A 23,642-nucleotide genomic window follows, 5' to 3' on the forward strand; every position below is an offset into this window, starting at 1 on the left:
CCGTCGTCGCCTTGGTGAGCCACTACCTCACCAACAAGCTGATAGGCCGCGGGCTCATCCTGCACCGCCGGAGCTTTCGACCACCGAGGATGCCCCCAGTGGTCAGTATCCGGTATTAGACCCCGTTTCCAGGGCTTGTCCCAGAGTGCAGGGCAGATTGCCCACGTGTTACTCACCCGTTCGCCACTAATCCACCCCGAAGGGCTTCATCGTTCGACTTGCATGTGTTAAGCACGCCGCCAGCGTTCGTCCTGAGCCAGGATCAAACTCTCCGTGAATGTTTTCCCGTAATCGGGATGAACACCACGAGAGCGGAACAGTCAGGCGGAATAGGCCCGACCGTTCACAGCGTCCTCGCTGTGTTATTTCAAAGGAACCTCGTCCCAGCGAATGCTGGAGACGGGGTATCAACATATCTGGCGTTGACTTTTGGCACGCTGTTGAGTTCTCAAGGAACGGTCGCTTCCTTTGTACTCACCCTCTCGGGCTTTCCTCCGGGCGCTTCCCTTCGGTCTTGCGTTTCCGACTCTATCAGATCCTTTTCGATCCGATTTCCTCGGTGCTTTCCAGGTTCCCGCTTCCGCGTTTCCCTTTCCGGCGCTCCCGACTTTATCAGAAGTTCTGAGTCGGAATTTCCTTCCCGGCCGGGCGTGGTCACCGTGCCTGAGTTGGCCCGGGTGCCCCGTCGGGAGGAGTTGTAAACCTACTGGAGCGGGGCGCCTCGATGCAAATCGAGGCGCCCCGCTCCCAGTTGGCGCGAGCTCAGGCCCGACGGGCCGTCAGACCTCCACCACCACGGGCAGGATCATCGGCCGGCGCCGGTAGGTGTCCGAGACCCACTTGCCCAGCGTGCGGCGCACGAGCTGCTGGAGCTGGTGGGGTTCGACCACTCCGTCCTGGGCGGAGCGTTCGAGCACCTCCGTGATCCGCGGGGCCACGTCCCCGAAGGCGGAGTCCTCGATGCCGGAGCCGCGGGCCTGGATGTGCGGGCCACCGGTGATCTTGCCGGTGGACGAGTCGATGACCACGAAGACCGAGATGATGCCCTCGTCGCCGAGGATCTTGCGGTCCTTGAGGGCCGGCTCGCCCACGTCACCGACCGAGAGGCCGTCTACGTAGACGTATCCCGCCTGGACCTTGCCGGAGATCTTCGCCTTGCCCTCGATGAGGTCGACGGCGACGCCGTCCTCGGCGATGACGATGCGGTCGTGCGGGACGCCGGTCAGGGCGCCCAGCTCGGCGTTGGCCCGCAGGTGGCGCCATTCGCCGTGCACCGGCATCAGGTTCTTCGGGCGGCAGATGTTGTAGAAGTACAGCAGCTCGCCCGCCGAGGCGTGCCCGGAGACGTGGACCTTGGCGTTGCCCTTGTGGACCACGTTGGCGCCCCAGCGGGTGAGGCCGTTGATCACGCGGTAGACCGCGTTCTCGTTGCCGGGGATCAGGGACGACGCCAGGATCACTGTGTCGCCCTGGACGATGCGGATCTGGTGGTCGCGGTTGGCCATGCGGGACAGGGCCGCCATCGGCTCGCCCTGGGAACCCGTGCAGACCAGGACCACCTCGCTGTCCGGAAGATCGTCGAGCGTCTTGACGTCCACGACGAGGCCCGGCGGGACCCGCAGATAGCCCAGGTCCCGTGCGATGCCCATGTTGCGGACCATGGATCGGCCGACGAAGGCGACGCGGCGGCCGTACTCGTGTGCCGCGTCCAGGATCTGCTGGATGCGGTGCACGTGGCTGGCGAAGCTCGCGACGATGATGCGCTTGCGGGCGCCGGCGAAGACCTGCCGCAGGACGTTGGAGATCTCCCGCTCGGGCGGGACGAAGCCCGGCACCTCGGCGTTGGTCGAGTCCGAGAGGAGGAGGTCGATGCCCTCTTCGCTCAGGCGTGCGAACGCGTGGAGGTCCGTGAGGCGGCTGTCCAGCGGGAGCTGGTCCATCTTGAAGTCGCCGGTGTGGACGGCCATGCCCGCAGGGGTGCGGATGGCCACGGCCAGCGCGTCCGGGATGGAGTGGTTGACCGCGATGAACTCGCAGTCGAAGGGGCCGATGCGCTCGCGCTGCCCCTCCGCCACCTCGAGGGTGTAGGGGCGGATGCGGTGCTCCTGGAGCTTGGCCTCGATGAGGGCGAGGGTCAGCTTGGAGCCGATCAGCGGGATGTCCGGCTTCTCGCGCAGGAGGAAGGGGACACCGCCGATGTGGTCCTCGTGCCCGTGCGTGAGCACGATGCCCTCGATGTCGTCGAGGCGGTCCCTGATGGACGAGAAGTCCGGCAGGATCAGGTCGATTCCGGGCTGCTCCTCCTCGGGGAAGAGCACTCCGCAGTCGACGATCAGCAGGCGGCCGCCGAATTCGAAGACCGTCATGTTCCGGCCGATCTCGCCGAGGCCGCCGAGCGGGGTGACACGCAGGCCGCCTTCGGGGAGCGGCGGGGGCGTGCGGAGTTCGGGATGCGGATGACTCAAAAGACTCTCCTCACCACGCACGCCACGTACCGGTGGGGCACGTGGCGCGCGTGACGTTCGTGCAGAAGCAGTTGTCTGTGTGGGGTGCGCGGGCACCGGTGGCCCGCTTATTCAGTTGTGAAGCAGGTGCGCGGGGGTCCGCGCGAAGTCTGATGTCAGAGCTGTACCCCGCCGGCAGCAAGATCGATCTTGAGTTGCTCGATCTCCTCGGGCGCGCACTCGACCATGGGCGCGCGCAGGGGGCCGGCGGGCAGTCCCTTGAGGGCGAGCGCCGCCTTGGTCGTCATCACGCCCTGGGTGCGGAACATGCCCGTGTAGACGGCGAGCAGCTTCTGGTGGATCTCGGTGGCCTTCTGGACGTCGCCCGAGGTGTACGCCTCGACCAGGGCGCGCAGCTCGGGGGTGACGACGTGGCCGACGACCGAGACGAAGCCGACCGCGCCGACCGAGAGCAAGGGCAGGTTCAGCATGTCGTCGCCGGAGTACCAGGCGAGGCCGGAGCGGGCGATGGCCCAGCTGGCGCGGCCGAGGTCGCCCTTGGCGTCCTTGTTGGCGACGATCCGGGGGTGCTCGGCGAGGCGGACGAGCGTCTCGGTGCTGATCGGGACGCCGCTGCGGCCGGGGATGTCGTAGAGCATCACCGGGAGGCCGGTGGTGTCGGCGACGGCCGTGAAGTGCCGGTAGAGGCCTTCCTGCGGCGGCTTGTTGTAGTACGGGGTCACGACGAGCAGGCCGTGCGCGCCGGTGCGCTCCGCCGCCCGGGCGAGTTCCATGCTGTGGTGGGTGTCGTTGGTGCCGACTCCGGCCACCACGTGGGCGCGGTCGCCGACCGCCTCCAGGACCGCCCGTACGAGATCCGCTTTCTCCGCGTCGCTGGTGGTCGGGGACTCGCCGGTGGTGCCGTTGATGACCAGGCCGTCGTTGCCTGCGTCCACCAGGTGGGCGGCGAGCCGCTGCGCGCCGTCGAGGTCGAGTGCGCCGTCCGCCGTGAAGGGCGTGACCATGGCGGTGAGGACCCGCCCGAAGGGGGTCTGCGGAGTCGAGGTCGGAGCCATGGGTTACACGCTACTCGTTGCTCAGGACCGGGTCTGCCGCCGGGGCAGGCGACAAGTGGCGACAGAGGTGGAGCCCGGCACTGCCTGCTCGGGGGTTCAAGCAGTGCCGGACCCGTTTGATCAGGCTAGATGAACTTCTCCAAATGCCGCAATACGGACACTTCGCGCGGCTGAACCGTACATCTGTACCTGATCAGGGAACCGGGGCGCGTTACGGCGCCACGCGTCCGTTCGCGTTGAAGGCGGCGTAGGTGAGCGGCATGAGCCGGGCCCACTCGGCCTCCATCTTCTCGCCGACCATCTCGATCTCGCGCTGCGGGAAGGACGGCACCTTCGCCAGCTCGTGCTGGGTGCGCAGGCCGAGGAAGTGCATCAGCGAGCGGGCGTTGCAGGTGGCGTACATCGACGAGTACAGGCCGACGGGGAGGACGGCCCGGGCCACCTCGCGGGCGACGCCGGCGGCGAGCATTTCCTGGTACGCCTCGTACGCCTGCCGGTACGAGTCCTCCATGACGCGGCCGACCAGCTCCTGCTGGGCCTGGGTGCCCTCGACGAAGACGTACTTGCCCGGGCGGCCCTCCTGGACGAGCTTGCGGGACTCGTCGGGGACGTAGAAGACGGGCTCGAGCTCGCGGTAGCGGCCGCTCTCCTCGTTGTACGACCAGCCGACGCGGTGCCGCATGAACTCGCGGAAGACGAAGATCGGGGCGCTGATGAGGAAGGTCATCGAGTTGTGCTCGAAGGGGCTGCCGTGCCGGTCCCGCATCAGGTAGTTGATCAGGCCCTTGGAACGCTCGGGGTCCTTCTTCAGCTCGTCCAGGGACTGCTCGCCCAGGGTCGAGACCCGGGCCGCGAAGAGGACGTCCGCGTCGGACGCGGTGTGCTTGACCAGCTCGACGGTGACGTCGCTGCGGTAGCTGGGTTTGAGGTCGTCGGCGGGGGTGTCGGTCACGGTTGGCAGGGCCTTCCCATCTCGTCGTGTGGCGACGCCACTCTACGGCCCGGCCGATTCGGCGCGATCGGTGCCGTGCCGCAATGAAGTCGGTGAAACAGGGCACCTCTGAGGGAGTTCTTTCGTCTCTACAGACGAAAGTGATCCGTTCCACCTTTGAAGGAGACGTACCCCTGATGTTCGGTCGGCGTGAACCCGTACCGTTTGCCTTCGTCGCCGAGGCCGACAGGTTCCGCAGCAATGTCACTCCGCCGCCGCGCGAGCGGTCGTCGCTCGGTCAGATGGCCGGGCGTTGGCTGCTGGGGCTCACCATCGTGGCGGGGCTCGCGGGGTCCCTGGTCATCGGGACACCCGCGCTGACGCCCGACAAGGCGGCTGATCAGCCTCAGCAGTCCCAGGCGTCCGAGAGGCGCTGAATCGCACCGCACCGGCGGTGACTCCATCCGGCCCCCCACCGGTGGTGACCGGGGACACAGATCGGTAGCCTCACCGGGCACAGCCCACGCATGGATCGAGTGAGGACCAGCCGTGCCCCTGCCCTTCCTGACGGCCGACCGCGTTTTCGAGGCGGCGGACGACGCTCCGTTGCCCTACGAGGACCGTGACCGCTGGCGGCGTCCGTACCGGCCCGGGCCGTGGCGCATCATGGTGGCCGCGCTCGCGCTGCTGCTCGCCTCGTTCGTGCTGTTCGCGGCGGTCATCATCGCCGCGACGGCTCAACTGGCGTCGGCGGCCGTGGTGTTCGGCCTCGCACTGCTCGTCATCGTCGCGGCGCTCCGGCTGCTGCGCATGGGCGTGTGGGTCAGCGCGCGGGGGCTGCGCCACGTCGGTTTCCTCACCACGCGTACGGCGTCCTGGGAGCAGGTCGGCTCCGTGCGGACGGTGCAGCAGCCGGTGCGCTGGCTGAACCTGCCCCGGACGGTGCAGGGACAGGCGCTGCTGTTCGGACGCCGGGGCCGGGACGACACGGGGCCGGTGTCGCTCATGACGACGCACAACGCGGACTTCCTGGGCCGCGCGGAGGCCTTCGACCGGGCGGCTGACTCGGTGGAGGCGTGGGCCGAGGAGTACGGCCCGCGCTGACGCCGTCCTGGTTCCTCATGCCGGTGGGGCCGGACCGTTCACCACGGTCCGGCCCCACCGGCATGAAGGGGTGCGGCTCAGGCCGCTTCGGACTGCTTCCCGTCGTGCAGGGCGATCGCGCGCTGCATCGCCTTGCGGGCGCGGGGGGTGTCACGAGCGTCGTGGTAGGCGACGGCGAGACGGAACCAGGCGCGCCAGTCGTCGGGGGCGTCCTCGGTCTCGGCCTTGCGGCGGGCGAAGACCTCGTCGGCCGAGTCGCGGTCGATGCGCCCGCTGGGGGTGCGCCGCAGTTCGTCGACGGGCAGACCGCCCTCGGCGTCGAGTTCGGCGGCCAGTTGACCGGCTTTGCGGGCGAACTGCGTGTTCTTCCACAGGAACCACAGGCCGATGACCGGCAGGATCAGCACGGCCACACCGAAGGTGACGGTGAGGGGCGTGCCGATCTCGATGAGCAGGACGCCGCGGCTGCCGACCAGGACGAAGTAGACGACCAGGACGGCGGCGGTGAGGGCGTAGGTGAGCTTCGCGCGCATGACGGTCAGGGGCTCAGTTCAGATCCAGGAAGTGTTCGAGGCCGAACGTCAGGCCCGGGGTGCTCACCACGCGGCGGGCGCCGAGCAGGATGCCCGGCATGAAGCTGCTGTGGTGGAGCGAGTCGTGCCGGATGGTCAGCGTCTCGCCCTCGCCGCCCAGCAGGACCTCCTGGTGGGCCAGCAGGCCGCGCAGGCGGACGGAGTGCACGGGAACACCGTCGACGTCCGCGCCTCGCGCGCCGTCCAGGGCCGTCTCCGTGGCGTCCGGTGCCGGGGCAGCACCGGCCTCGGCGCGAGCCGACGCGATGAGCTGGGCGGTGCGCGTGGCGGTGCCCGAGGGCGCGTCGACCTTCTTCGGGTGGTGGAGCTCGACGACCTCCACCGACTCGAAGTACGGTGCCGCGATCTGCGCGAACTTCATGTTCAGTACGGCCCCGATGGAGAAGTTCGGCGCGATGAGCACGCCCGTCTCCGGGGAGGCGGAGAGCCAGCCGTTCAGCTGCGCGAGGCGCTCGTCGGTCCAGCCGGTGGTACCGACGACCGCGTGGATGCCGTGGCCGACGCAGAACTCGAGGTTGGCCATGACCGAGTCGGGCGTGGTCAGTTCGACCGCGACCTGGGCGCCGGTCTCGGTCAGCGTCTTCAGCTCGTCGCCCCGGCCGAGGGCGGCGACGAGTTCCATGTCGTCGGCGGCTTCGACGGCTCGTACGGCTTCCGAGCCGATCCGGCCCTTGGCGCCGAGGACCGCCACGCGCAGCTTGCTCATCTCTTGTGCTTCCTTCAACCAGGGGATCGTCAGGCGACGGCGTCGTTGAGGCGGGTCGCCTGTTTGTCCTTCAGCGGGCCGATGACCGACAGGGAGGGCCGCCGTCCCAGGATCTCGCGGGCGACCTCGCGGACGTCGTCCGGGGTGACCGACGCGATCCGCGACAGCATGTCGTCGACGGACATCTGCTCGCCCCAGCACAGCTCGCTCTTGCCGATGCGGTTCATCAGCGCGCCGGTGTCCTCCAGGCCGAGGACCGTGGACCCCTGGAGCTGGCCGATCGCACGCCCGATCTCGTCGTCCGAGAGACCGTGCTGCGCGACCTGGTCGAGCTCGTCGCGGCAGATCTTCAGCACGTCGTGCACCTGCGAGGGCCGGCAGCCGGCGTAGACGCCGAACAGGCCGCAGTCGGCGAAGCCCGAGGTGTACGAGTACACGCTGTAGGCCAGGCCGCGCTTCTCGCGGACCTCCTGGAAGAGGCGCGAGGACATGCCTCCGCCGAGGGCCGTGTTCAGCACGCCGAGGGCCCAGCGGCGCTCGTCGGTGCGGGACAGGCCGGGCATGCCGAGCACGACGTGCGCCTGCTCGGTCTTGCGGTCGATCAGCTCGACGCGGCCGGCGGTGCGCAGGGCGCGCGTGCCGCTGCGCGGGGCGACCGGGTCCGCGGCCGGGTCCTTGAAGGCGCCCGCCTTCTCGAAGGCGGCGCGGACCTGCCGTACGACCTTGGCGTGGTCGATGTTGCCGGCGCAGGCGACGACCAGGTGGGTCGGGTCGTAGTGCTTCTTGTAGAAGCGGCGGATGCGGTCGGCGGTCAGGGCGTTGACCGTGTCGACCGTGCCGAGGACCGGGCGGCCGAGGGGGTTGTCGCCGAACATCGTGTGCGCGAACAGGTCGTGCACGCAGTCGCCCGGGTCGTCCTCGGTCATGGCGATCTCTTCGAGGATCGCGCCCCGCTCGACGTCGACGTCGTCCTCGCGGATGAGCGAGCCGGTCAGCATGTCGCAGACGACGTCGATGGCCAGCGGCAGGTCGTTGTCGAGCACGCGTGCGTAGTAGCACGTGTACTCCTTCGCCGTGAACGCGTTCATCTCGCCGCCGACCGCGTCGAGCGCGGCGGAGATGTCCAGGGCCGACCTGCGGCTGGTGCCCTTGAAGAGCAGGTGCTCCAGGTAGTGGGTGGCGCCGTTCAGGGCCGGGGTCTCGTCGCGGGAGCCGACGTGCGCCCAGATGCCGAAGGTCGCGGAGCGGACCGAGGGCTGGGTCTCGGTGACGATGCGCAGGCCGCCGGGGAGGGTGGTCTTGCGGACCGTGCCGATGCCGTTCTCGCCCCTGATGAGGGTTTGGGTACGGGCGACGGCCCGCGCCTCCGAGGAGGTGCGGGCCGTCGCCTGGAAGCCACGGGACGTCACTTGTCGCCGTCGTCCTTCTTCTCGTCGCCGTCTTCGCCCTCGATGACCGGGATCAGGGAGAGCTTGCCGCGGGAGTCGATCTCGGCGATCTCGACCTGGACCTTCTGGCCCACACCGAGGACGTCCTCGACGTTCTCCACGCGCTTGCCGCCGGCGAGCTTGCGGATCTGCGAGATGTGCAGCAGACCGTCCTTGCCGGGGAGCAGGGAGACGAAGGCGCCGAAGGTGGTCGTCTTCACGACCGTGCCCAGGTAGCGCTCGCCGACCTCGGGCATCGTCGGGTTGGCGATGCCGTTGATCGTGGCGCGGGCGGCCTCGGCGGCCGGGCCGTCGGCGGCACCGATGTAGATGGTGCCGTCGTCCTCGATCGTGATCTCGGCGCCGGTGTCCTCCTGGATCTGGTTGATCATCTTGCCCTTGGGGCCGATGACCTCGCCGATCTTGTCCACGGGGATCTTGACGGTGATGATCCGCGGGGCGTTCGGGGACATCTCGTCCGGGGTGTCGATCGCTTCCATCATCACGTCGAGGATGTGGAGGCGGGCGTCGCGGGCCTGCTTGAGGGCCGCGGCCAGGACGGAGGCCGGGATGCCGTCCAGCTTGGTGTCCAGCTGGAGGGCGGTCACGAAGTCCTTGGTGCCGGCGACCTTGAAGTCCATGTCGCCGAAGGCGTCCTCCGCACCGAGGATGTCGGTGAGGGTGACGTAGTGCGTCTCGCCCTCGATCTCCTGGGAGATCAGGCCCATGGCGATACCGGCGACGGGGGCCTTCAGCGGCACACCGGCGTTCAGCAGCGACATGGTGGAGGCGCACACCGAGCCCATGGACGTCGAGCCGTTGGAGCTCAGCGCCTCGGAGACCTGGCGGATCGCGTAGGGGAACTCCTCGCGGGTCGGCAGGACCGGGACCAGGGCGCGCTCGGCGAGGGCGCCGTGGCCGATCTCGCGGCGCTTCGGGGAGCCGACGCGGCCGGTCTCGCCGGTGGAGTACGGCGGGAAGTTGTAGTTGTGCATGTAGCGCTTGCGGGTCACCGGGGAGAGGGTGTCCAGCTGCTGCTCCATGCGGAGCATGTTCAGGGTGGTGACGCCCAGGATCTGGGTCTCGCCACGCTCGAACACGGCGGAGCCGTGGACCCGCGGGATGGCCTCGACCTCGGCGGCCAGGGTGCGGATGTCGGTGACACCGCGGCCGTCGATGCGCTTCTTCTCCTTGATGACGCGCTCACGGACCAGGGTCTTGGTCAGCGAGCGGTACGCGGCGGAGATCTCCTTCTCGCGGCCCTCGAACTCCGGCAGGAGCTTCTCGGCGGCGAGCGCCTTGACGCGGTCCAGCTCGGCCTCGCGCTCCTGCTTGCCGGCGATGGTCAGCGCGGAGGCGAGCTCCGGGCGGACGGCGGCGGTGAGCGCCTCCAGGACGTCGTCCTGGTAGTCGAGGAAGATCGGGAACTCGCCGGTGGGCTTGGCGGCCTTGGCGGCGAGGTCCGACTGGGCCTTGCAGAGGACCTTGATGAAGGGCTTCGCGGCTTCCAGACCGGCGGCGACGACCTCCTCGGTCGGCGCCTCGGCGCCGCCCTCGACCAGCTTGATGGTCTTCTCGGTGGCCTCGGCCTCGACCATCATGATCGCGACGTCGCCGTCCTCCAGGACGCGACCCGCGACGACCATATCGAACGCGGCGTCCTCGAGCTCGGTGTGCGTCGGGAAGGCCACCCACTGGCCGCGGATCAGCGCGACGCGGACGCCGCCGATCGGGCCGGAGAAGGGCAGGCCGGCCAGCTGCGTGGACGCGGACGCGGCGTTGATCGCGACGACGTCGTACAGGTGGTCGGGGTTGAGCGCCATGATCGTGGCGACGACCTGGATCTCGTTGCGCAGGCCCTTCTTGAAGGAGGGGCGCAGCGGGCGGTCGATCAGGCGGCAGGTGAGGATGGCGTCCTCGGAGGGACGGCCCTCACGGCGGAAGAAGCTGCCGGGGATCTTGCCGGCGGCGTACATCCGCTCCTCGACGTCCACCGTCAGGGGGAAGAAGTCGAGCTGGTCCTTGGGGTTCTTGGAGGCGGTGGTGGCCGACAGCACCATGGTGTCGTCGTCCAGGTACGCCACGGCGGAGCCGGCGGCCTGCTTGGCCAGGCGGCCCGTCTCGAAGCGGATGGTGCGGGTGCCGAAGGCGCCGTTGTCGATGACGGCCTCGGCGTAGTGGGTCTCGTTCTCCACTAGCGTTTTCTCCTCGTCCTCGTCTGCGCTGCCCGTGTGGCAGGGAGACGGTTGCGGAGAAGCGCGCCGTGCTGTGCGGGCCGGTCTTCGATCGAAGCTCCCGGGGCGCGTTCTCCCGGGGGCCACTACCGAGGACCGGCGGCGACCAGGTGCGCCTCTCCTCTTCTTGTTGTGCTGTGTCGTCCGTATTGCGTTGTGCTACCACACTACAAAGCAGTGGTGACACTCCGCACGTACAGCAAAGGGAGCGGCCCCGATTCTTCGGGAACCGCTCCCCTCACGGCGTCTTACTTGGCGCCCGCCGCACCACGGCGGATGCCGAGGCGGTCGACCAGCGCGCGGAAGCGCTGGATGTCCTTCTTCGCCAGGTACTGGAGAAGGCGGCGACGCTGACCCACGAGGATCAGCAGGCCACGGCGGGAGTGGTGGTCGTGCTTGTGGGTCTTGAGGTGCTCGGTCAGGTCGGAGATCCGACGGGACAGCAGAGCGACCTGGACCTCGGGGGAGCCGGTGTCGCCCTCCTTGGTACCGAACTCGGACATGATCTGCTTCTTCGTAGCGGCGTCGAGCGACACGCGTACTCCTCATGGTCTGTGATGGCCACCGAGTGCCCCCGGTCTGCATCTCGGGGGAGCTTCCATGACTCGGAAGGCGAGATCCGCTGGGCGCGGCCTCCAGAGCGGTGAGCTCCGGGGGTGCGTACACAAACGGCCGTCGACCAGAGTACCAGGCCACCGGGGCCCCTTTTGCCCTGGTCCGCCGAACCTCCCGGCCGGAGCGCGGGGGGCCACTAGGGTGAGCGGACTCGGATCGTTCGTACGTCGGGAAGGGGTCGCTGCGGCATGGCGGAGACGGCTGAGGAGATCAAGGCACGCAAGGAACGGGAGCGGGACGAGCTCTACGCCCTCGACATCTCCGGGGTCGAGTGGCACGGCGCACCGGGCACCGAGGCGCACGAGGAGCGGGTCGAGATCGCCTACCTGCCCGAGGGGGCCGTGGCGATGCGGTCGTCGCTCGACCCGGACACGGTGCTGCGCTACACGGAGGCGGAGTGGCGTGCGTTCGTACTGGGGGCGCGCGACGGGGAGTTCGATCTTGAGCAGGGGGCGCGCGGCGGGGGGCCCGAAGCCGGGCGGTAGACAACGCGTGCACCAAGAGGGGTGAGCCGGTGAACGGCCGCCCCTCTTCGCATGTCCCCCCGGCCGCAAGGCGACTGCGTTGCGGTGACCTCAATACGGCTGCGGTGCAAGGTGGTTCACAACCCTTCACGCTTGTCGCCCTTTTTCTTCACCAACGTGGGTGCCGTATACGTCACTTCCGGGCACCTTCTGGGCAGGTTGTGACGCTGCGGACAGCTGGTCGGGGACGGACGGGCCTGCCGGGGCGGGGCTTGTGGTGATTAGGCTGGGACGGGGCGCGCCGTCAGAACCCGTGGTAGGCGTCGGCGTCCCAAGGGGGGAAGGCGGGGGAGCCTGTGGAGCGGACGACCTCGGACGACCTCGGTACGCCTCAAACGACTTCGCACGATGTCGGACGACAAGCAAGGGTCGCCCCAGCACGGCATGAGGGTGCTCGACCACACCAGGAGGAACACTGTGAGCAGCGATCGGGACGGGATCCGCGGGGGCTGGGCGACACCCGGCGATGACCAGCCCGACGCGGAGTCCGCAGCGGAGATGACCGGCGAGTTCACCATCGACTACGCGCCGCCCGCCTGGTACACGCAGAACGCCTCGGGGAGTTCGGGCACGAACTCGGGGGGTTCGGGGGCCGGGGCGGCGTCCGGGGAGTCGGGGGCTTCGGGGGGCTCTGGCGTCTCCGGGGGTGCCTCTGGGGGTGCTGCCGCCGGTGGGGGTGCAGGTACGGGGTCCGGTTCGGCTGCGGGTTCGGGTTCCGGTACTGGCGCGGGTGCGGGTTCCGCCGGTGCGCCGAGTGGGCCGGTTCCGCCGCTGCCCGGTCTGACTCCGCCGCCGCACGCGAATCCCTCCGGGGGCGGCTACGCGTATCCGCCTGCTCCTTCCAGCGGTCCGTCCTCTTCGTACGTTCCGGGGCCGGCTCCGGCGCCCGGGGCGCCGTTCACGCCTCCCGCGCCGGCTCCCGCTCCGGGCGCCCCGTACACGCCTCCCGCGCCCGCGCCGAGGGCGCCCTTCACGCCGCCCGCACCGCCCGCGCCCGCTTCGGGGGGTCCTTCGGCCGTCCCCAAGCTTCCGATGGGCAGCGGGTTCGAGCCGCAGGGTTCGCCGCACGGGGACCGGCCTTCGGGACCGTCCGAGACACCTGCGGGGGACGCGGCCTCTCCTACGGCTGGGCCGAACATCCCCGTCGGCGGGTACCCGTCGCCGTGGACGCCGTCGGCTCCAGCGCAGGCTCCGGCCGTTCCCGAGCCCCCGGCGACTCCGCCCGCCGTTGCGGAGGCTCCGGCCGGCCCCGAGTCTTCGGCGGCTCCCGAGGCTCCGGCGGCCCTCGAGACTCCGGCTCCGGCGGCCCCCGAGGTTTCGGCCCCGGCGGCTCCCGTCGATGCCGTCGAGCCGGAGAACGGTGATCTGGAGAGCGGTGCCACGATGCGCTTCTCCGCCGTCGCCCTGAAGCGGGAGATCGAGGAGCGGGCCGCCGCAGAGTCGATTGCCACCTCTGAGTCTCCGGAAGCTCCCGACGCACCCGAGGCCGCTGAGGCCTCTGAGGCTCCTGAGGTGGTGGAGGTCGACAGCAGCGCCGGCGCCGATGAGACGGAGGACTACGGCCTCGGCGTGGAGGCCGGCGACTCCGTCCCGGCTTCGGAGTACGCGCTGGACGCGGACGCCTTCACCGACGTGCCGCCGGCCGAGGGGACCGAGCCGGAGGACATCCGGCCGGAGCCGGAGAACATGCGGCCCGAGGACGTGCGGCCCGAGGACGTGGCTCCCGAGGACGTGGCTCCCGAGATCCCCCAGCCGGAGGTCGCCGCGCCGGAGGCCAGCGAAGCCGAGGACGCCGGTCCGGAAGGCGACGAGCCTCAAGACGTCGAGCGTGAAGACGTCGAGCCGGAAGCTGTCGAGTCCAAGGACGCAGGGGCCGACGACACCGAGGACGACACCGAGTCCGAGCAGGCCGAGCCCGAGGACGCCCGGCCCGAGGTCGCGCAGCTCGAAGAGGCGCAGCCCGAGGACGCCCAGCTCGAAGACGCCCAGCCCGAATCAGCGGTGCCCGACTCCGTCGAGCCTGCGGAGGCGGTGCCGGCCGGGCCCGGACACGAGGGCGAGGAACCGGCGGCGTCTGCGGCCGAGCCGGCTGACGCGCCCCCCGCCGACACGCCCTTTGCCGACGGCGCGCCCGCGCAGAGCGAGCCGGAGGACGCCGTGCCGGCCTCCCCCCAGGCCCCGCAGAGCGCGCCGGCCGACTCCACTCCCCCGCCCCCGCAGGGCGTGCCGCCGCTCCCGCCGTCGTACCAGCCGGCCGCTCCGGCACCAGCGAGCGAGTGGCCCGCCCAGCCGCAGCAGCAGCCGCATTCCCCGGCGCAGCCCTCGGACCCGAACGCCGCACCCGCTCAGCCGCAGCCGCAACCGCAGCCGACGGCCGTACAGGGGCAGCCCCCGGTGCCGCCGCAGCCCCAGATGCCGTCGCAGCAGCCGCCGTTCCAGCCGCAGGCGCCGCAGCCCGCGCCCGCCGCGTGGAACCAGCCCGCCGCACCGACGCCGCCCCATCAGCCGCCCGCCCAGCCCGCACCGCAGCCCAGCGGCTACGGCTTCCCGCAGCAGGACAATGCGCCCGCTGCCCCGCCGGCCCCCCAAGGCGGCTACGCGTACCCGCACACCGGAGCCCCCACCCCGAACGCCCAGCAGCCGCAGAGCCCGCCCGCTCCCACGCCCTCCGCGCAGGGCGGCTACGGCTTCCCTCAGCAAAGCAACGCGCCTGCCCCGCAGGCCGGTTACGGTTTCCCCCAGCCGGGTGCTCCGGCCCCGGACGCCCAGCAGCCTCCGGTTCAGCCTCCCGCTCAGCAGCCCCAGAGCGCCCCGGCCCCCGCGCCCGAAGCAGACGGCGGCTACGGCTTCCCCCGGCAGGGCACTCCGCCCGCCCCGCAGGGCGCCTACGGCTTCCCGCACCCCGGCGCCCAGCCGCCGCACCAGCACGTCCAGCCGCAGCCGCACATCCCGCCGCAGGCACAGCCCCACCCCGGGGGCCAGTCCCCGCAGCCCGACCCGTCGGGGCAGCCGCAGCCGGGGCAACAGCCGCAGCAGCCCGTCGACCCCCGTACCGGTGCCGCCTGGCCGCAGCCCATCCAGCACGACCAGCGGCAGCCGACCAACCCCGGTGCCGCGCCGCTCGGTTACACCGCCGCGGTGGAGCTGTCGTCGGACCGGCTGCTCAACAGCAAGAAGCAGAAGGCCAAGAGCAGCCGTCCGGCGGCCGGTGGCGGGCGGTTCAAGATCGGCGGGAAGAAGGAGGAGGCCGAGCGGCAGCGCAAGCTGGACCTGATCCGCACTCCCGTGCTCTCCTGCTACCGGATCGCGGTGATCAGCCTCAAGGGCGGTGTCGGCAAGACGACCACGACCACCGCACTGGGCTCCACGCTCGCCACGGAGCGGCAGGACAAGATCCTCGCGATCGACGCCAACCCGGACGCGGGCACCCTCGGGCGCCGCGTGCGGCGCGAGACCGGGGCCACCATCCGTGACCTCGTCCAGGCGATCCCGTACCTCAACTCGTACATGGACATCAGGCGGTTCACGTCGCAGGCGTCCTCCGGCCTGGAGATCATCGCCAACGACGTCGACCCGGCCGTGTCCACGACGTTCAACGACGAGGACTACCGGCGCGCGATCGACGTGCTCGGCAAGCAGTACCCGGTGATCCTCACCGACTCCGGTACCGGTCTGCTCTACAGCGCCATGCGCGGTGTGCTGGACCTCGCCGACCAGCTCATCATCATCTCGACGCCGTCGGTGGACGGGGCGAGCAGTGCGAGCACGACGCTGGACTGGCTGTCCGCGCACGGCTACGCCGACCTCGTCTCGCGGTCCCTCACCGTCATCTCAGGTGTCCGCGAGACCGGCAAGATGATCAAGGTCGAGGACATCGTGTCGCACTTCGAGACGCGTTGCCGTGGGGTCGTCGTCGTGCCCTTCGACGAGCACCTCGCCGCCGGTGCCGAGGTCGACCTCGACATGATGCGGCCCAAGGTGCGGGAGGCGTACTTCAACCTGGCCGCGATGGTCGCCGAGGACTTCGTCCGGCACCAGCAGTCGCACGGGCTGTGGACCTCCGACGGCAACCCGCCGCCGGTCGCCGCCCCGCCGATGCCGGGCCAGGCCATGCCGGGCCAGCCGTACGCCCAACCGGGCCAGCCCGCACCCGGCCAGCCGTACGCCCAGCCCGGCCAGCCCGCGCCCGGGCAGCCATACGCCCAGCCCGGCCAGCCCGTACCGGGTCAGCCCTACGCCCAGCCGGGCGGGCCCGTACCGGGCCAGCCTCCGTACCCCGGCCGGCAGCAGCCGGTTCCCGGCGAGCCGGGCGCGTACCCGCACCAGCCCCATCAGCCGCAGCCCGGTCAGCCGTATGCCCAGCCCGGTCAGCCCCCGGCCCAGCCCGGGCAGCCGTACCCGCAGGCCGCGGGGCAGCCGTACCCGCAGCCGGGTCAGCCGGTGGCCCAACCCGGCCAGCCGTACCCCCAGCCCGGCCAGCCCCCGGCCGCTCCCCCGCAGCCGGGCTACGGCTACCCGCAGCCCGGCCGGCAGGGCGGGCCGGACGGGCCCCAGCCGGACGGGCAAACCCCGCCGCCCGTGCCTCCGACGCAGTAATCGCCTCACCCGATCGGCCCCTTCTCAGGGGCCGATCCCCCGCCCGGCCCGCGCCGTTCCGACTCGGCGCGGGCCTCGGTGCGTTCAGGGACGAATTCCGTTGCCAGGCCCTGGCCAGGAGCGCGTCAGTGGTCTCGACCAATGAGTGCGAAAAGCTCGCCAATTCGTTATTTCCGCAGGCCACAAGGGGTGAATGCGCCGTTGACGGGTGGAGACGGCCGCTGGTACACACACATCACGCATCTGACAGCTGATCAACCCGTCCTTCCCGTCCGAGCGATGACGCGAGGTCCGACCATGGGCACGAACGATCAGAAACGCAGCCTCCCGCACGGCCTCCGGCTCGTCGCCCTGGCCGGGGCCGCCGCGCTCACCCTCACCGCCGGTCTCGCGACGCCGCTCGACCCGGCATCCCGGCAGGCCCGGGCGGCCGACGACGGCAAGAAGGTGCTGACCGTCGCCGTGGCGCAGAGCGTGGACTCGCTCAGCCCGTTCCTGGCGGTCCGGCTGCTCAGCACGAGCATCCACCGGCTCATGTACGAGTACCTGACCAACTACGACCCCAAGGACAACCACGCCATCCCGGGCCTGGCGACCAAGTGGGAGCCGTCCACGGACAAGCTGACGTGGACGTACACGATCCGCGACAACTCCACCTGGTCGGACGGCGAGCAGGCCACCGCCGAGGACGCGGCGTGGACGTTCAACAAGATGATGACCGACACCGGCGCGGCCACCGCCAACGGCAGCTACGTCGGGAATTTCAGGAAGGTGACCGCGCCCAGCCCCACCAAGCTGGTCATCGAGCTGAAGAAGCCGCAGGCCACGATGGCCGCGCTGGACGTGCCGATCGTGCCGAAGCACGTGTGGGAGAAGGTCTCGGACTTCTCCGAGTTCAACAACGACAAGACCTTTCCCGTGGTGGGGAACGGGCCGTTCGTGCTGAGCGGCTACAAGGCCGACAGCTATGTCCGGCTCAAGGCCAACAAGAGCTTCTGGCGGGGTTCACCGAAGTTCGACGAGCTGGTCTTCCGCTACTACAAGGACCAGGACGCGGCCGTGTCGGCTCTGCGCAAGGGCGAGGTGTCCTTCGTCGCCGGGTCGCCGTCCCTGACGCCCGCTCAGGCGGAGTCGCTGAAGGGCGTGGACGACATCCAGGTCAACGACGCCCCCGGCCGCCGCTTCTACGCCCTGGCCACCAACCCGGGCGCGAGGGCGAAGAACGGTGAGAAGTTCGGCGACGGCCACCCCTCCCTGCTCGACCAGCGGGTGCGCAACGCGCTGTTCCGGGCCGTGGACCGCGAGGCCATCATCGACAAGGTGTTCCGGGGCCACGCCGTCGAGGGCGAGGGCTACATCCCGCCGCGTTTCCAGGACTACTTCTGGAAGCCCTCGGCGGAGCGGAAGCTGGCGTACGACCCGGCCGCGGCGGCCCGGCTGCTCGACCAGGCGGGGTACAAGAAGAACGGTGACGGCAAACGCGTCGGCAAGGACGGCAAGCCGATCACCTACCGCGTGCTGTGCCACGCCACCGACCCGAACGACAAGGCGGTCGGCAAGTACCTCCAGGAGTGGTGGGGCGACCTCGGCATCGGCGTCCAGCTCAACTGCCTGGACAACGTGACCGACCCCTGGCTGGCCGGCAAGTACGACCTGGCGTTCGACGGCTGGTCGGTCAACCCGGACCCGGACTTCGTGCTGTCGATCCACACCTGCGGCGCGCTCCCGGCGACCCCGAAGGACACCGGCGCGACGGACAACTTCATCTGCGACAAGAAGTACGACGAGCTCTACGCCCGGCAGCTCACCGAGTACGACCCCGCCAAACGGGCGGACATCGTCAAGCAGATGGAGTCGCGGCTGTACGACCTCGGGTACATGAACGTCATGGCGTACCCGAACGCGGTCGAGGCCTTCCGGACGGACCAGATCAAGTCGATCACGACCATGCCAGCGAAGGCGGGCAACATCTACGGGCAGGACGGCTACTGGAGCTGGTGGTCGGCGGTCCCGGCGGACTCCGGCGGCTCCTCGGACAACGCGTCGTCCACGGGGGTCGTGGTCGGCATCGTCGCGGGTGTGGTGATCCTCGGCGGGCTCGGCGCCTTCGCGGCGATGCGGCGGCGGGCCACCGCCGAGGAACGCGAGTAGGCGGCGAGCGGGCACCCATGACCGCTGACGCGACTCCCGCGCTCGTCGAGGACAAGCAGCGGACGGCGGCCGGGCCGCGGGTACGCAAGGGCTCGGCGTACCCGCGGTACCTGGCGGGCAAGCTGGCCGGGGCCGCCGTATCGCTGCTGGCCGTCCTCGTGACCAGCTTCTTCCTCTTCCGGCTGATCCCCGGCGACCCGGTGAAGACCATGACGGGCGGCCGACAGGTGTCGGCGGAGCAACTGGCCGCCTACCGTGAGGAGTTCGGGCTCGGCCTGCCGCTGTGGCGGCAGTTCACCGACTACTGCGGCAAGGCGCTCACGGGCGACTTCGGGACGTCGTACCAGTTCCGGGCCCCCGTCGTCGACAAGATCACCGAGGCGCTGCCGAACACCCTGCTGCTCACCGGGACGGCGTTCGTCCTCTACACGGCGCTTGGCATCTTCCTCGGCACCCGGTCGGCGTGGCGGCACGGCAGGCTGGGCGACCGTTTCCACACGGGCCTCGCGCTGACGCTGTACTCCATCCCGTCCTTCTGGCTGGGACTGCTGCTGATCATCGTGCTGTCGGTGGGCATCGGACCGCTGCCCGGCATGTTCCCGACCGGTGGCATGGAGTCGGGCGGCGAGGAGGGCTTCGCCCACGTCCTCGACGTGGCGCACCACCTGGTGCTGCCGGTGGTGACGCTGGTGGCCGTGGAGTACGGGCAGACGCTGCTGGTCACACGGTCGGCGCTGCTGGACGAGATGGGCAGCGACTATCTGACGACCGCGCGGGCCAAGGGGCTGCGCGACGACCTCGTGCGCCGCCGGCACGCCGTGCCGAACGCGCTGCTGCCGACCGTGACGCTGATCTTCATCAACCTCGGCCGGACGGTGGCGGGCGTGATCCTCGTGGAGACGGTGTTCTCCTGGCCCGGCCTCGGCGGGTTGTTCTACCAGGCGCTGAGCGTGCCCGACCTGCCGCTCGTGCAGGGGCTGTTCTTCGTGTTCGCCACCGCGGTGATCCTTATGAACACCCTCGCCGACCTGGTCTATCCGCTGCTGGACCCCCGGGTGGCCCGATGACGACGACGACCGGAACGGTCCCGAGCCCGCGCGCCCTGGCCCGGCAGCGCCGCCGGGCGTCCGTCGCCCGCTTCTGGCGGCAGTACCGCGCCGAGCGGGCGGGGCTGTACGGCCTGGCCGTGCTCGCCCTGTGCGCGCTGCTGGCGCTGTTCGCACCGCTGTTCGTCGGGTCCGACGTGAGCAGCGTGACCGACGCGCCGGGGCGTCCGATGCAGAGCCCGAGCGCCGAGTTCCCGCTCGGCACCGACCAGTTCGGACGGGACCTGCTCGGCCTGGTGGTCTGGGGCTCGCGGGTGTCGCTGCTGGTCGGGCTGCTCGCCGCCGTGCTGTCGGTGGCGATCGGCACCCTGATCGGGGTGACGGCGGGGCACTTCAAGGGCTGGTACGCGACGGTGATGATGCGGATCACCGACTGGTTCCTGGTCATGCCGACGCTGGTGCTGGCGATCGCTCTGGCGACCGTGATGTCCCGGTCGCTGACCACGACCGTCGTCGCGATCGGCGTGACCACCTGGCCGACCACGGCCCGGCTGGTGCGCGCGCAGACCCTCGCGGTGGAGACCCGGCCGTACATCGAGCGGGCGCAGGCGCTCGGCGGCGGGCACTGGCACATCATGTCCCGGCACGTGCTGCCCAATGTGATGCCGCTGGTGCTGGCCCAGACGACCCTGATCATCTCCTCGGCCATCCTCGCCGAGGCGACCCTCGCCTTCCTCGGGCTGGGCGACCCGACGGTCGTCTCGTGGGGCGGGCTGCTCCAGGACGCGCGGGAGGCGGGCGCGGTCAGTGCCGGGGACTGGTGGTACCTGGTGCCGCCGGGCATCGCCATCGCCGTGGTGGCGCTGGCGTTCACGCTGTGCGGGCGGGCCGTGGAGTCCGTCCTCAACCCCAGGCTGGGGGTGTCGCGTTGACTCTGCTCGACGTCAGGAACCTGACCGTGACGTACGCGGGCGGGGCGGCCGCGGTGCGCGGGGTGGATCTGCGCCTGGACGCGGGCCGGAAGCTCGGTCTCGCCGGGGAGTCCGGCTGCGGCAAGTCCACGCTGGCGCTGGCCCTGCTGCGGCTGCTGCCGGCGGGCACCCGGATCACCGGGGAGGTGCTCCTCGACGGCGAGGACGTGCTCGCCATGAAGTGGGGCCGGGTCCGGGCGGTCCGCTGGGCCGGGGCCTCCGTCGTCTTCCAGGGCGCGATGCACTCCCTCAACGCCGTGCACCGCATCGGCGACCAGATCGCCGAGCCGATCCTGCTGCACCGCAAGGCGACCGCCGCCGGGGCCAAGAGGAAGACCGGGGAGCTGCTGGAGCAGGTCGGTCTGCCGGCCGCCCGCGCGGACGCCTACCCGCACGAACTGTCCGGCGGCCAGCGCCAGCGCGTCATGATCGCCATGGCCCTTGCCTGCGATCCGCGGCTGATCATCGCCGACGAGCCGACCACCGCGCTCGACGTGATGATCCAGGCCCAGATCCTCCGGCTCATCGAGCAGCTGGTCGCGGACCAGGACCTCGGTCTGGTCATGATCAGCCATGACCTGGCGGTCCTCGCCGACACCTGCGACCGGCTGGCGGTGATGTACGCGGGCCGGGTGGTCGAGGAGGGGCCGGCCCGACAGGTGTACGAGGACGCCCGGCACCCCTACGCCCGGGCCCTGGCGGCGGCGTTCCCGCGCATCGGCGACGCGGCGTCCCGGTTCGCCCCGCGGGGACTGGCGGGCGACCCGCCGGACCCGGCGGCGCTGCCGTCGGGCTGCACGTTCCACCCGCGCTGCCCGGTGGCGCTGGAGTCGTGCCCCGAGGAGGATCCGGTGCTGCGGGCGGCGGGGCCGGAGCGGCGGGCGGCGTGTGTGCTGGTCGGGCAGCCGGGAGCGGAGGCCGGTGCGAGGCGGGCCGCGGCGGACCCGGAGCCCCGTGAGAAGGGTTCGGCCGGGACGCCGGGAGCCCTGGAAAAGCGGCCGGCCGGGACGCGGGGAGCCGGGGAGCAGTGGCCGGCCGGGGAACCGGAAACGCTGGAGGAAGCGAGGCCGAGTACGCCATGACCACGTCCCCCACGTCCCCCACGGCCCCCGAGGTCACCACGGCGGCGCTGCTGAGCGCCCAGGGCCTGCACGTCACCTTCCCCGGACGGCACGGCGGCCCCCGGGCCCGGGCCGTGGACGGGGTCGACCTCGACATCCGTCCGGGCGAGATCGTCGCGCTGGTCGGCGAGTCCGGGTGCGGCAAGACGACCCTGGCGCGCAGTCTGCTCGGTCTGGTCGAACCGACGGCGGGCCGGGTCACCTTCGACGGCCGCCCGCTGGATTACTCCGGCCGGTCCCTCAAGGCCTACCGCAAGCGCGTCCAGTTGGTCCTCCAGGACCCGAGCGGCTCCCTCAACCCGCGGCACACGGTGTACGACGCGGTCGCCGAGGGCCTGCGCATCCACGGCCACGGCGGAGACGAACGCACCGCGGTCGCCGATGCCCTGTCCCGGGCCGGTCTGCGCCCCCCGGAGCGCTTCTTCCTGCGCTACCCGCACGAACTGTCCGGCGGGCAGCGCCAGCGGGTGGTCATCGCGGGTGCCCTGGTCCTGGAACCCGAACTCCTCGTCGCGGACGAGCCGGTGGCGTCCCTGGACGCCTCGGTACGCGGCGAGATCCTCGCCCTGCTGCTCCGGCTGCGCACCGAACTGGGCCTGTCCGCCCTGGTCGTCACGCACGACCTGGGCCTGGCGTGGAACATCGCGGACCGGGTCGCCGTGATGTATCTGGGCCGGATCGTGGAGACGGGCGCGGTGGAGCAGGTACTGACGGCACCCCGGCACCCCTACACCCAGGCACTGCTGTCCGTACTCCCGGAGGCGCCGGGCACCCCGGTGGTCCTCACGGGCGAGCCCCCGGACCCGTCCAGCGTCCCGTCAGGCTGCCGCTTCCACGTCCGCTGCCAGGTCCTGGCCAGTGGAGAGGCGGAGGCAGCGGGCGTGGCGAACGCGTGCAGAGGCCAGGACTTGCCGGTGCTGAACGGGAGCGGGGACTCGCAGGTGGCCTGCCACTGGGCAGTCGCAGACGCACCTGAAAGGGGCGGGGGGAACTGCGCGACAAGCCACAATCCACCCGCGGACGGCCCACAAGGAGACTAGGCAGCCCCCTCGGCCGCCAGCAACTCCCTGCACTTCTCGACGTCCTGCCCCATCTGAACCAACAGCGCGTCCAGCGTCTCGAACTTCGCCTGCCCCCGCACGAACGCCAGGAAGTCGACCGCGACATGCAGCCCGTACAGATCGAGTCCGACTCGGTCGATGGCGTACGCCTCCACCGTCCGCTCGGTCCCGTCGAACTGCGGGTTCGTACCGACGGAGATCGCCGCCGGCATGGCCTCGCCCTGGGCGTGCAGCCAGCCGGCGTACACACCGTCGGCCGGGATGGCCGTGTGCGGCAGCGTCTCCACGTTCGCCGTGGGGAAACCGAGTTCGCGGCCGCGCTGCGCGCCCCGGACGACGACGCCCTCCACCCGGTGCGGACGCCCCAGGATCTCCGCGGCGCCCCGGACGTCGCCCTCGGCGACCAGCCGCCGGGTCAGCGTGGAGGAGAACGGCTCGCCGCCGCCCGCCTCGCCCGTCACGTACAGGTCGACGACCTCGACCTCGAAGTCGTAGGTCTTGCCCTGTGTGGAGAGGAACTCCACGTTGCCGGCGGCCTTGTGGCCGAAGCGGAAGTTGGGGCCCTCGACGACGGCCTTGGCGTGCAGCTTGTCGACCAGGACCTTGACGACGAAGTCGGCCGGGGACAGCTTCGAGAACTCGTTGGTGAAGGGGAGGATGAGCACGGCGTCCACGCCGAGGTCCGCCATGAGTTCGGCGCGGCGGTGGTGCGCGGCGAGCAGCGGCGGGTGGCTGCCGGGGCGGACGACCTCGCTGGGGTGCGGGTCGAAGGTGACGACGACGGCGGGCACGCCCAGTTCCCGGGCGCGGTCCACGGCATGCCGGATGATCAGCTGGTGTCCGCGGTGGACTCCGTCGTAGGAGCCGATGGTGACGACGCTGCGCCCCCAGTCCTGGGGGATGTCCTCCAAGCCACGCCAGCGCTGCACTGTGCCTGCTCCTTGTCGAAAGCTCGTCGAACCCGTGTCCGGTCGGTTGTCCGTGGTGCCTCGTACGCAGGTCTAAGGGTGCCATGCCGGGTGCTTCCGGCCCGCATCGGCAT

The 23,642-nt window shown here is 70.7% G+C and carries 18 protein-coding genes, 1 rRNA gene and 1 pseudogene; 10 read left to right on the forward strand and 10 right to left on the reverse strand.

Translation table 11 applies throughout. From position 1 onward, the window contains the following. From ACFZDI_RS00005 to thyX, 4 genes are all read right to left on the reverse strand, one after another. A 16S ribosomal RNA gene (locus ACFZDI_RS00005) occupies positions 1 to 278 on the reverse strand; the annotation flags it as partial. Between the two features lie 501 nt (positions 279 to 779). Next, positions 780 to 2,465, reverse strand: a complete 1,686-nt coding sequence (locus tag ACFZDI_RS00010) for a ribonuclease J (protein WP_234850552.1) — start codon at positions 2,463 to 2,465, stop codon at positions 780 to 782. Positions 2,466 to 2,620: 155 nt separating this feature from the next. Next, on the reverse strand, positions 2,621 to 3,520 hold the full coding sequence (dapA, locus tag ACFZDI_RS00015) for a 4-hydroxy-tetrahydrodipicolinate synthase (RefSeq protein WP_234850553.1): 900 nt from the start codon (positions 3,518 to 3,520) through the stop codon (positions 2,621 to 2,623). Positions 3,521 to 3,731: 211 nt separating this feature from the next. After that, positions 3,732 to 4,472 (reverse strand): FAD-dependent thymidylate synthase, encoded by a 741-nt coding sequence (gene thyX / locus ACFZDI_RS00020; RefSeq protein ID WP_391246741.1) that lies wholly within the window; start codon positions 4,470 to 4,472, stop codon positions 3,732 to 3,734. A 176-nt stretch (positions 4,473 to 4,648) separates the two neighbouring features. Between thyX and ACFZDI_RS00025 the strand changes: the two genes are divergently transcribed. Both ACFZDI_RS00025 and ACFZDI_RS00030 read left to right on the forward strand, forming a co-directional pair. After that, positions 4,649 to 4,888 carry a hypothetical protein gene (locus ACFZDI_RS00025; RefSeq protein ID WP_234850561.1) on the forward strand — a complete coding sequence of 80 codons (240 nt, stop codon included), beginning with the start codon at positions 4,649 to 4,651 and terminating at the stop codon, positions 4,886 to 4,888. A gap of 112 nt (positions 4,889 to 5,000) precedes the next feature. Further along, a complete protein-coding gene (locus tag ACFZDI_RS00030) occupies positions 5,001 to 5,555 on the forward strand; it encodes a hypothetical protein (RefSeq protein ID WP_234850555.1) in 555 nt (184 codons plus the stop codon). 77 nt (positions 5,556 to 5,632) lie between these two features. Here the strand turns inward: ACFZDI_RS00030 and ACFZDI_RS00035 are convergent, their stop codons facing one another. From ACFZDI_RS00035 to rpsO, 5 genes are all read right to left on the reverse strand, one after another. After that, entirely contained in the window at positions 5,633 to 6,088 is a 456-nt protein-coding gene (locus ACFZDI_RS00035) for a tetratricopeptide repeat protein (RefSeq protein WP_234850556.1), read from the reverse strand. Between the two features lie 13 nt (positions 6,089 to 6,101). Then, the gene (dapB, locus tag ACFZDI_RS00040) at positions 6,102 to 6,854 is read right to left on the reverse strand and encodes a 4-hydroxy-tetrahydrodipicolinate reductase (RefSeq protein WP_391246744.1); all 753 of its coding nucleotides are present in this window, start codon (positions 6,852 to 6,854) and stop codon (positions 6,102 to 6,104) included. Positions 6,855 to 6,883: 29 nt separating this feature from the next. Next, entirely contained in the window at positions 6,884 to 8,263 is a 1,380-nt protein-coding gene (locus ACFZDI_RS00045) for a pitrilysin family protein (protein ID WP_234850558.1), read from the reverse strand. Further along, positions 8,260 to 10,476: a polyribonucleotide nucleotidyltransferase gene (locus ACFZDI_RS00050; RefSeq protein WP_234850559.1), complete on the reverse strand. Its 2,217-nt coding sequence runs from the start codon at positions 10,474 to 10,476 to the stop codon at positions 8,260 to 8,262. The genes ACFZDI_RS00045 and ACFZDI_RS00050 overlap by 4 nt, the downstream gene beginning before the upstream one ends. Before the next feature lie 287 nt (positions 10,477 to 10,763). Then, positions 10,764 to 11,051, reverse strand: a complete 288-nt coding sequence (gene rpsO, locus ACFZDI_RS00055; protein WP_010042739.1) for a 30S ribosomal protein S15 — start codon at positions 11,049 to 11,051, stop codon at positions 10,764 to 10,766. Positions 11,052 to 11,318: 267 nt separating this feature from the next. Between rpsO and ACFZDI_RS00060 the strand changes: the two genes are divergently transcribed. From ACFZDI_RS00060 to ACFZDI_RS00095, 8 genes and pseudogenes are all read left to right on the forward strand, one after another. Next, positions 11,319 to 11,615, forward strand: a complete 297-nt coding sequence (locus ACFZDI_RS00060) for a DUF397 domain-containing protein (protein WP_234850560.1) — start codon at positions 11,319 to 11,321, stop codon at positions 11,613 to 11,615. Between the two features lie 423 nt (positions 11,616 to 12,038). Beyond that, positions 12,039 to 12,152 (forward strand): annotated as a pseudogene (locus ACFZDI_RS00065) (hypothetical protein); the annotation flags it as partial. Between the two features lie 534 nt (positions 12,153 to 12,686). Next, the gene (locus ACFZDI_RS00070; protein WP_391247984.1) at positions 12,687 to 16,250 is read left to right on the forward strand and encodes an AAA family ATPase; all 3,564 of its coding nucleotides are present in this window, start codon (positions 12,687 to 12,689) and stop codon (positions 16,248 to 16,250) included. A 297-nt stretch (positions 16,251 to 16,547) separates the two neighbouring features. Then, positions 16,548 to 18,401 (forward strand): ABC transporter substrate-binding protein, encoded by a 1,854-nt coding sequence (locus ACFZDI_RS00075; protein ID WP_391246747.1) that lies wholly within the window; start codon positions 16,548 to 16,550, stop codon positions 18,399 to 18,401. A gap of 17 nt (positions 18,402 to 18,418) precedes the next feature. Then, complete coding sequence (locus ACFZDI_RS00080; protein ID WP_391246749.1) at positions 18,419 to 19,468, forward strand: ABC transporter permease subunit; 1,050 nt, start codon at positions 18,419 to 18,421, stop codon at positions 19,466 to 19,468. Then, positions 19,465 to 20,379 (forward strand): ABC transporter permease subunit, encoded by a 915-nt coding sequence (locus tag ACFZDI_RS00085; RefSeq protein WP_391246751.1) that lies wholly within the window; start codon positions 19,465 to 19,467, stop codon positions 20,377 to 20,379. The genes ACFZDI_RS00080 and ACFZDI_RS00085 overlap by 4 nt, the downstream gene beginning before the upstream one ends. Beyond that, positions 20,376 to 21,500, forward strand: a complete 1,125-nt coding sequence (locus ACFZDI_RS00090) for an oligopeptide/dipeptide ABC transporter ATP-binding protein (protein ID WP_391246753.1) — start codon at positions 20,376 to 20,378, stop codon at positions 21,498 to 21,500. Before ACFZDI_RS00085 ends, ACFZDI_RS00090 begins: the two co-directional genes overlap by 4 nt. Then, positions 21,497 to 22,579 (forward strand): oligopeptide/dipeptide ABC transporter ATP-binding protein, encoded by a 1,083-nt coding sequence (locus ACFZDI_RS00095; RefSeq protein WP_391246755.1) that lies wholly within the window; start codon positions 21,497 to 21,499, stop codon positions 22,577 to 22,579. Before ACFZDI_RS00090 ends, ACFZDI_RS00095 begins: the two co-directional genes overlap by 4 nt. On the opposite strand, the gene ACFZDI_RS00100 is transcribed toward ACFZDI_RS00095, so the two are convergent. Continuing rightward, positions 22,576 to 23,529, reverse strand: coding sequence for a bifunctional riboflavin kinase/FAD synthetase (locus ACFZDI_RS00100; RefSeq protein ID WP_234850149.1), 954 nt, complete (start codon positions 23,527 to 23,529; stop codon positions 22,576 to 22,578). The two genes, ACFZDI_RS00095 and ACFZDI_RS00100, sit on opposite strands and share 4 nt — an antisense overlap. Positions 23,530 to 23,642 lie beyond the last annotated feature (113 nt).

Source organism: Streptomyces sp. NPDC007907, assembly GCF_042959365.1.
Lineage (GTDB): Bacteria > Actinomycetota > Actinomycetes > Streptomycetales > Streptomycetaceae > Streptomyces > Streptomyces indiaensis.

What these genes read in the sequence shown, in the direction of transcription:
- dapA (WP_234850553.1), bottom strand. Translation starts at nt 3,520, where the DNA reads ATGGCTCCGACCTCGACTCCGCAGACCCCCTTCGGGCGGGTCCTCACC.
- ACFZDI_RS00025 (WP_234850561.1), top strand. Translation starts at nt 4,649, where the DNA reads ATGTTCGGTCGGCGTGAACCCGTACCGTTTGCCTTCGTCGCCGAGGCC.
- ACFZDI_RS00035 (WP_234850556.1), bottom strand. Translation starts at nt 6,088, where the DNA reads ATGCGCGCGAAGCTCACCTACGCCCTCACCGCCGCCGTCCTGGTCGTC.
- dapB (WP_391246744.1), bottom strand. Translation starts at nt 6,854, where the DNA reads ATGAGCAAGCTGCGCGTGGCGGTCCTCGGCGCCAAGGGCCGGATCGGC.
- ACFZDI_RS00060 (WP_234850560.1), top strand. Translation starts at nt 11,319, where the DNA reads ATGGCGGAGACGGCTGAGGAGATCAAGGCACGCAAGGAACGGGAGCGG.
- ACFZDI_RS00070 (WP_391247984.1), top strand. Translation starts at nt 12,687, where the DNA reads ATGGGCAGCGGGTTCGAGCCGCAGGGTTCGCCGCACGGGGACCGGCCT.
- ACFZDI_RS00075 (WP_391246747.1), top strand. Translation starts at nt 16,548, where the DNA reads ATGGGCACGAACGATCAGAAACGCAGCCTCCCGCACGGCCTCCGGCTC.
- ACFZDI_RS00080 (WP_391246749.1), top strand. Translation starts at nt 18,419, where the DNA reads ATGACCGCTGACGCGACTCCCGCGCTCGTCGAGGACAAGCAGCGGACG.
- ACFZDI_RS00085 (WP_391246751.1), top strand. Translation starts at nt 19,465, where the DNA reads ATGACGACGACGACCGGAACGGTCCCGAGCCCGCGCGCCCTGGCCCGG.
- ACFZDI_RS00095 (WP_391246755.1), top strand. Translation starts at nt 21,497, where the DNA reads ATGACCACGTCCCCCACGTCCCCCACGGCCCCCGAGGTCACCACGGCG.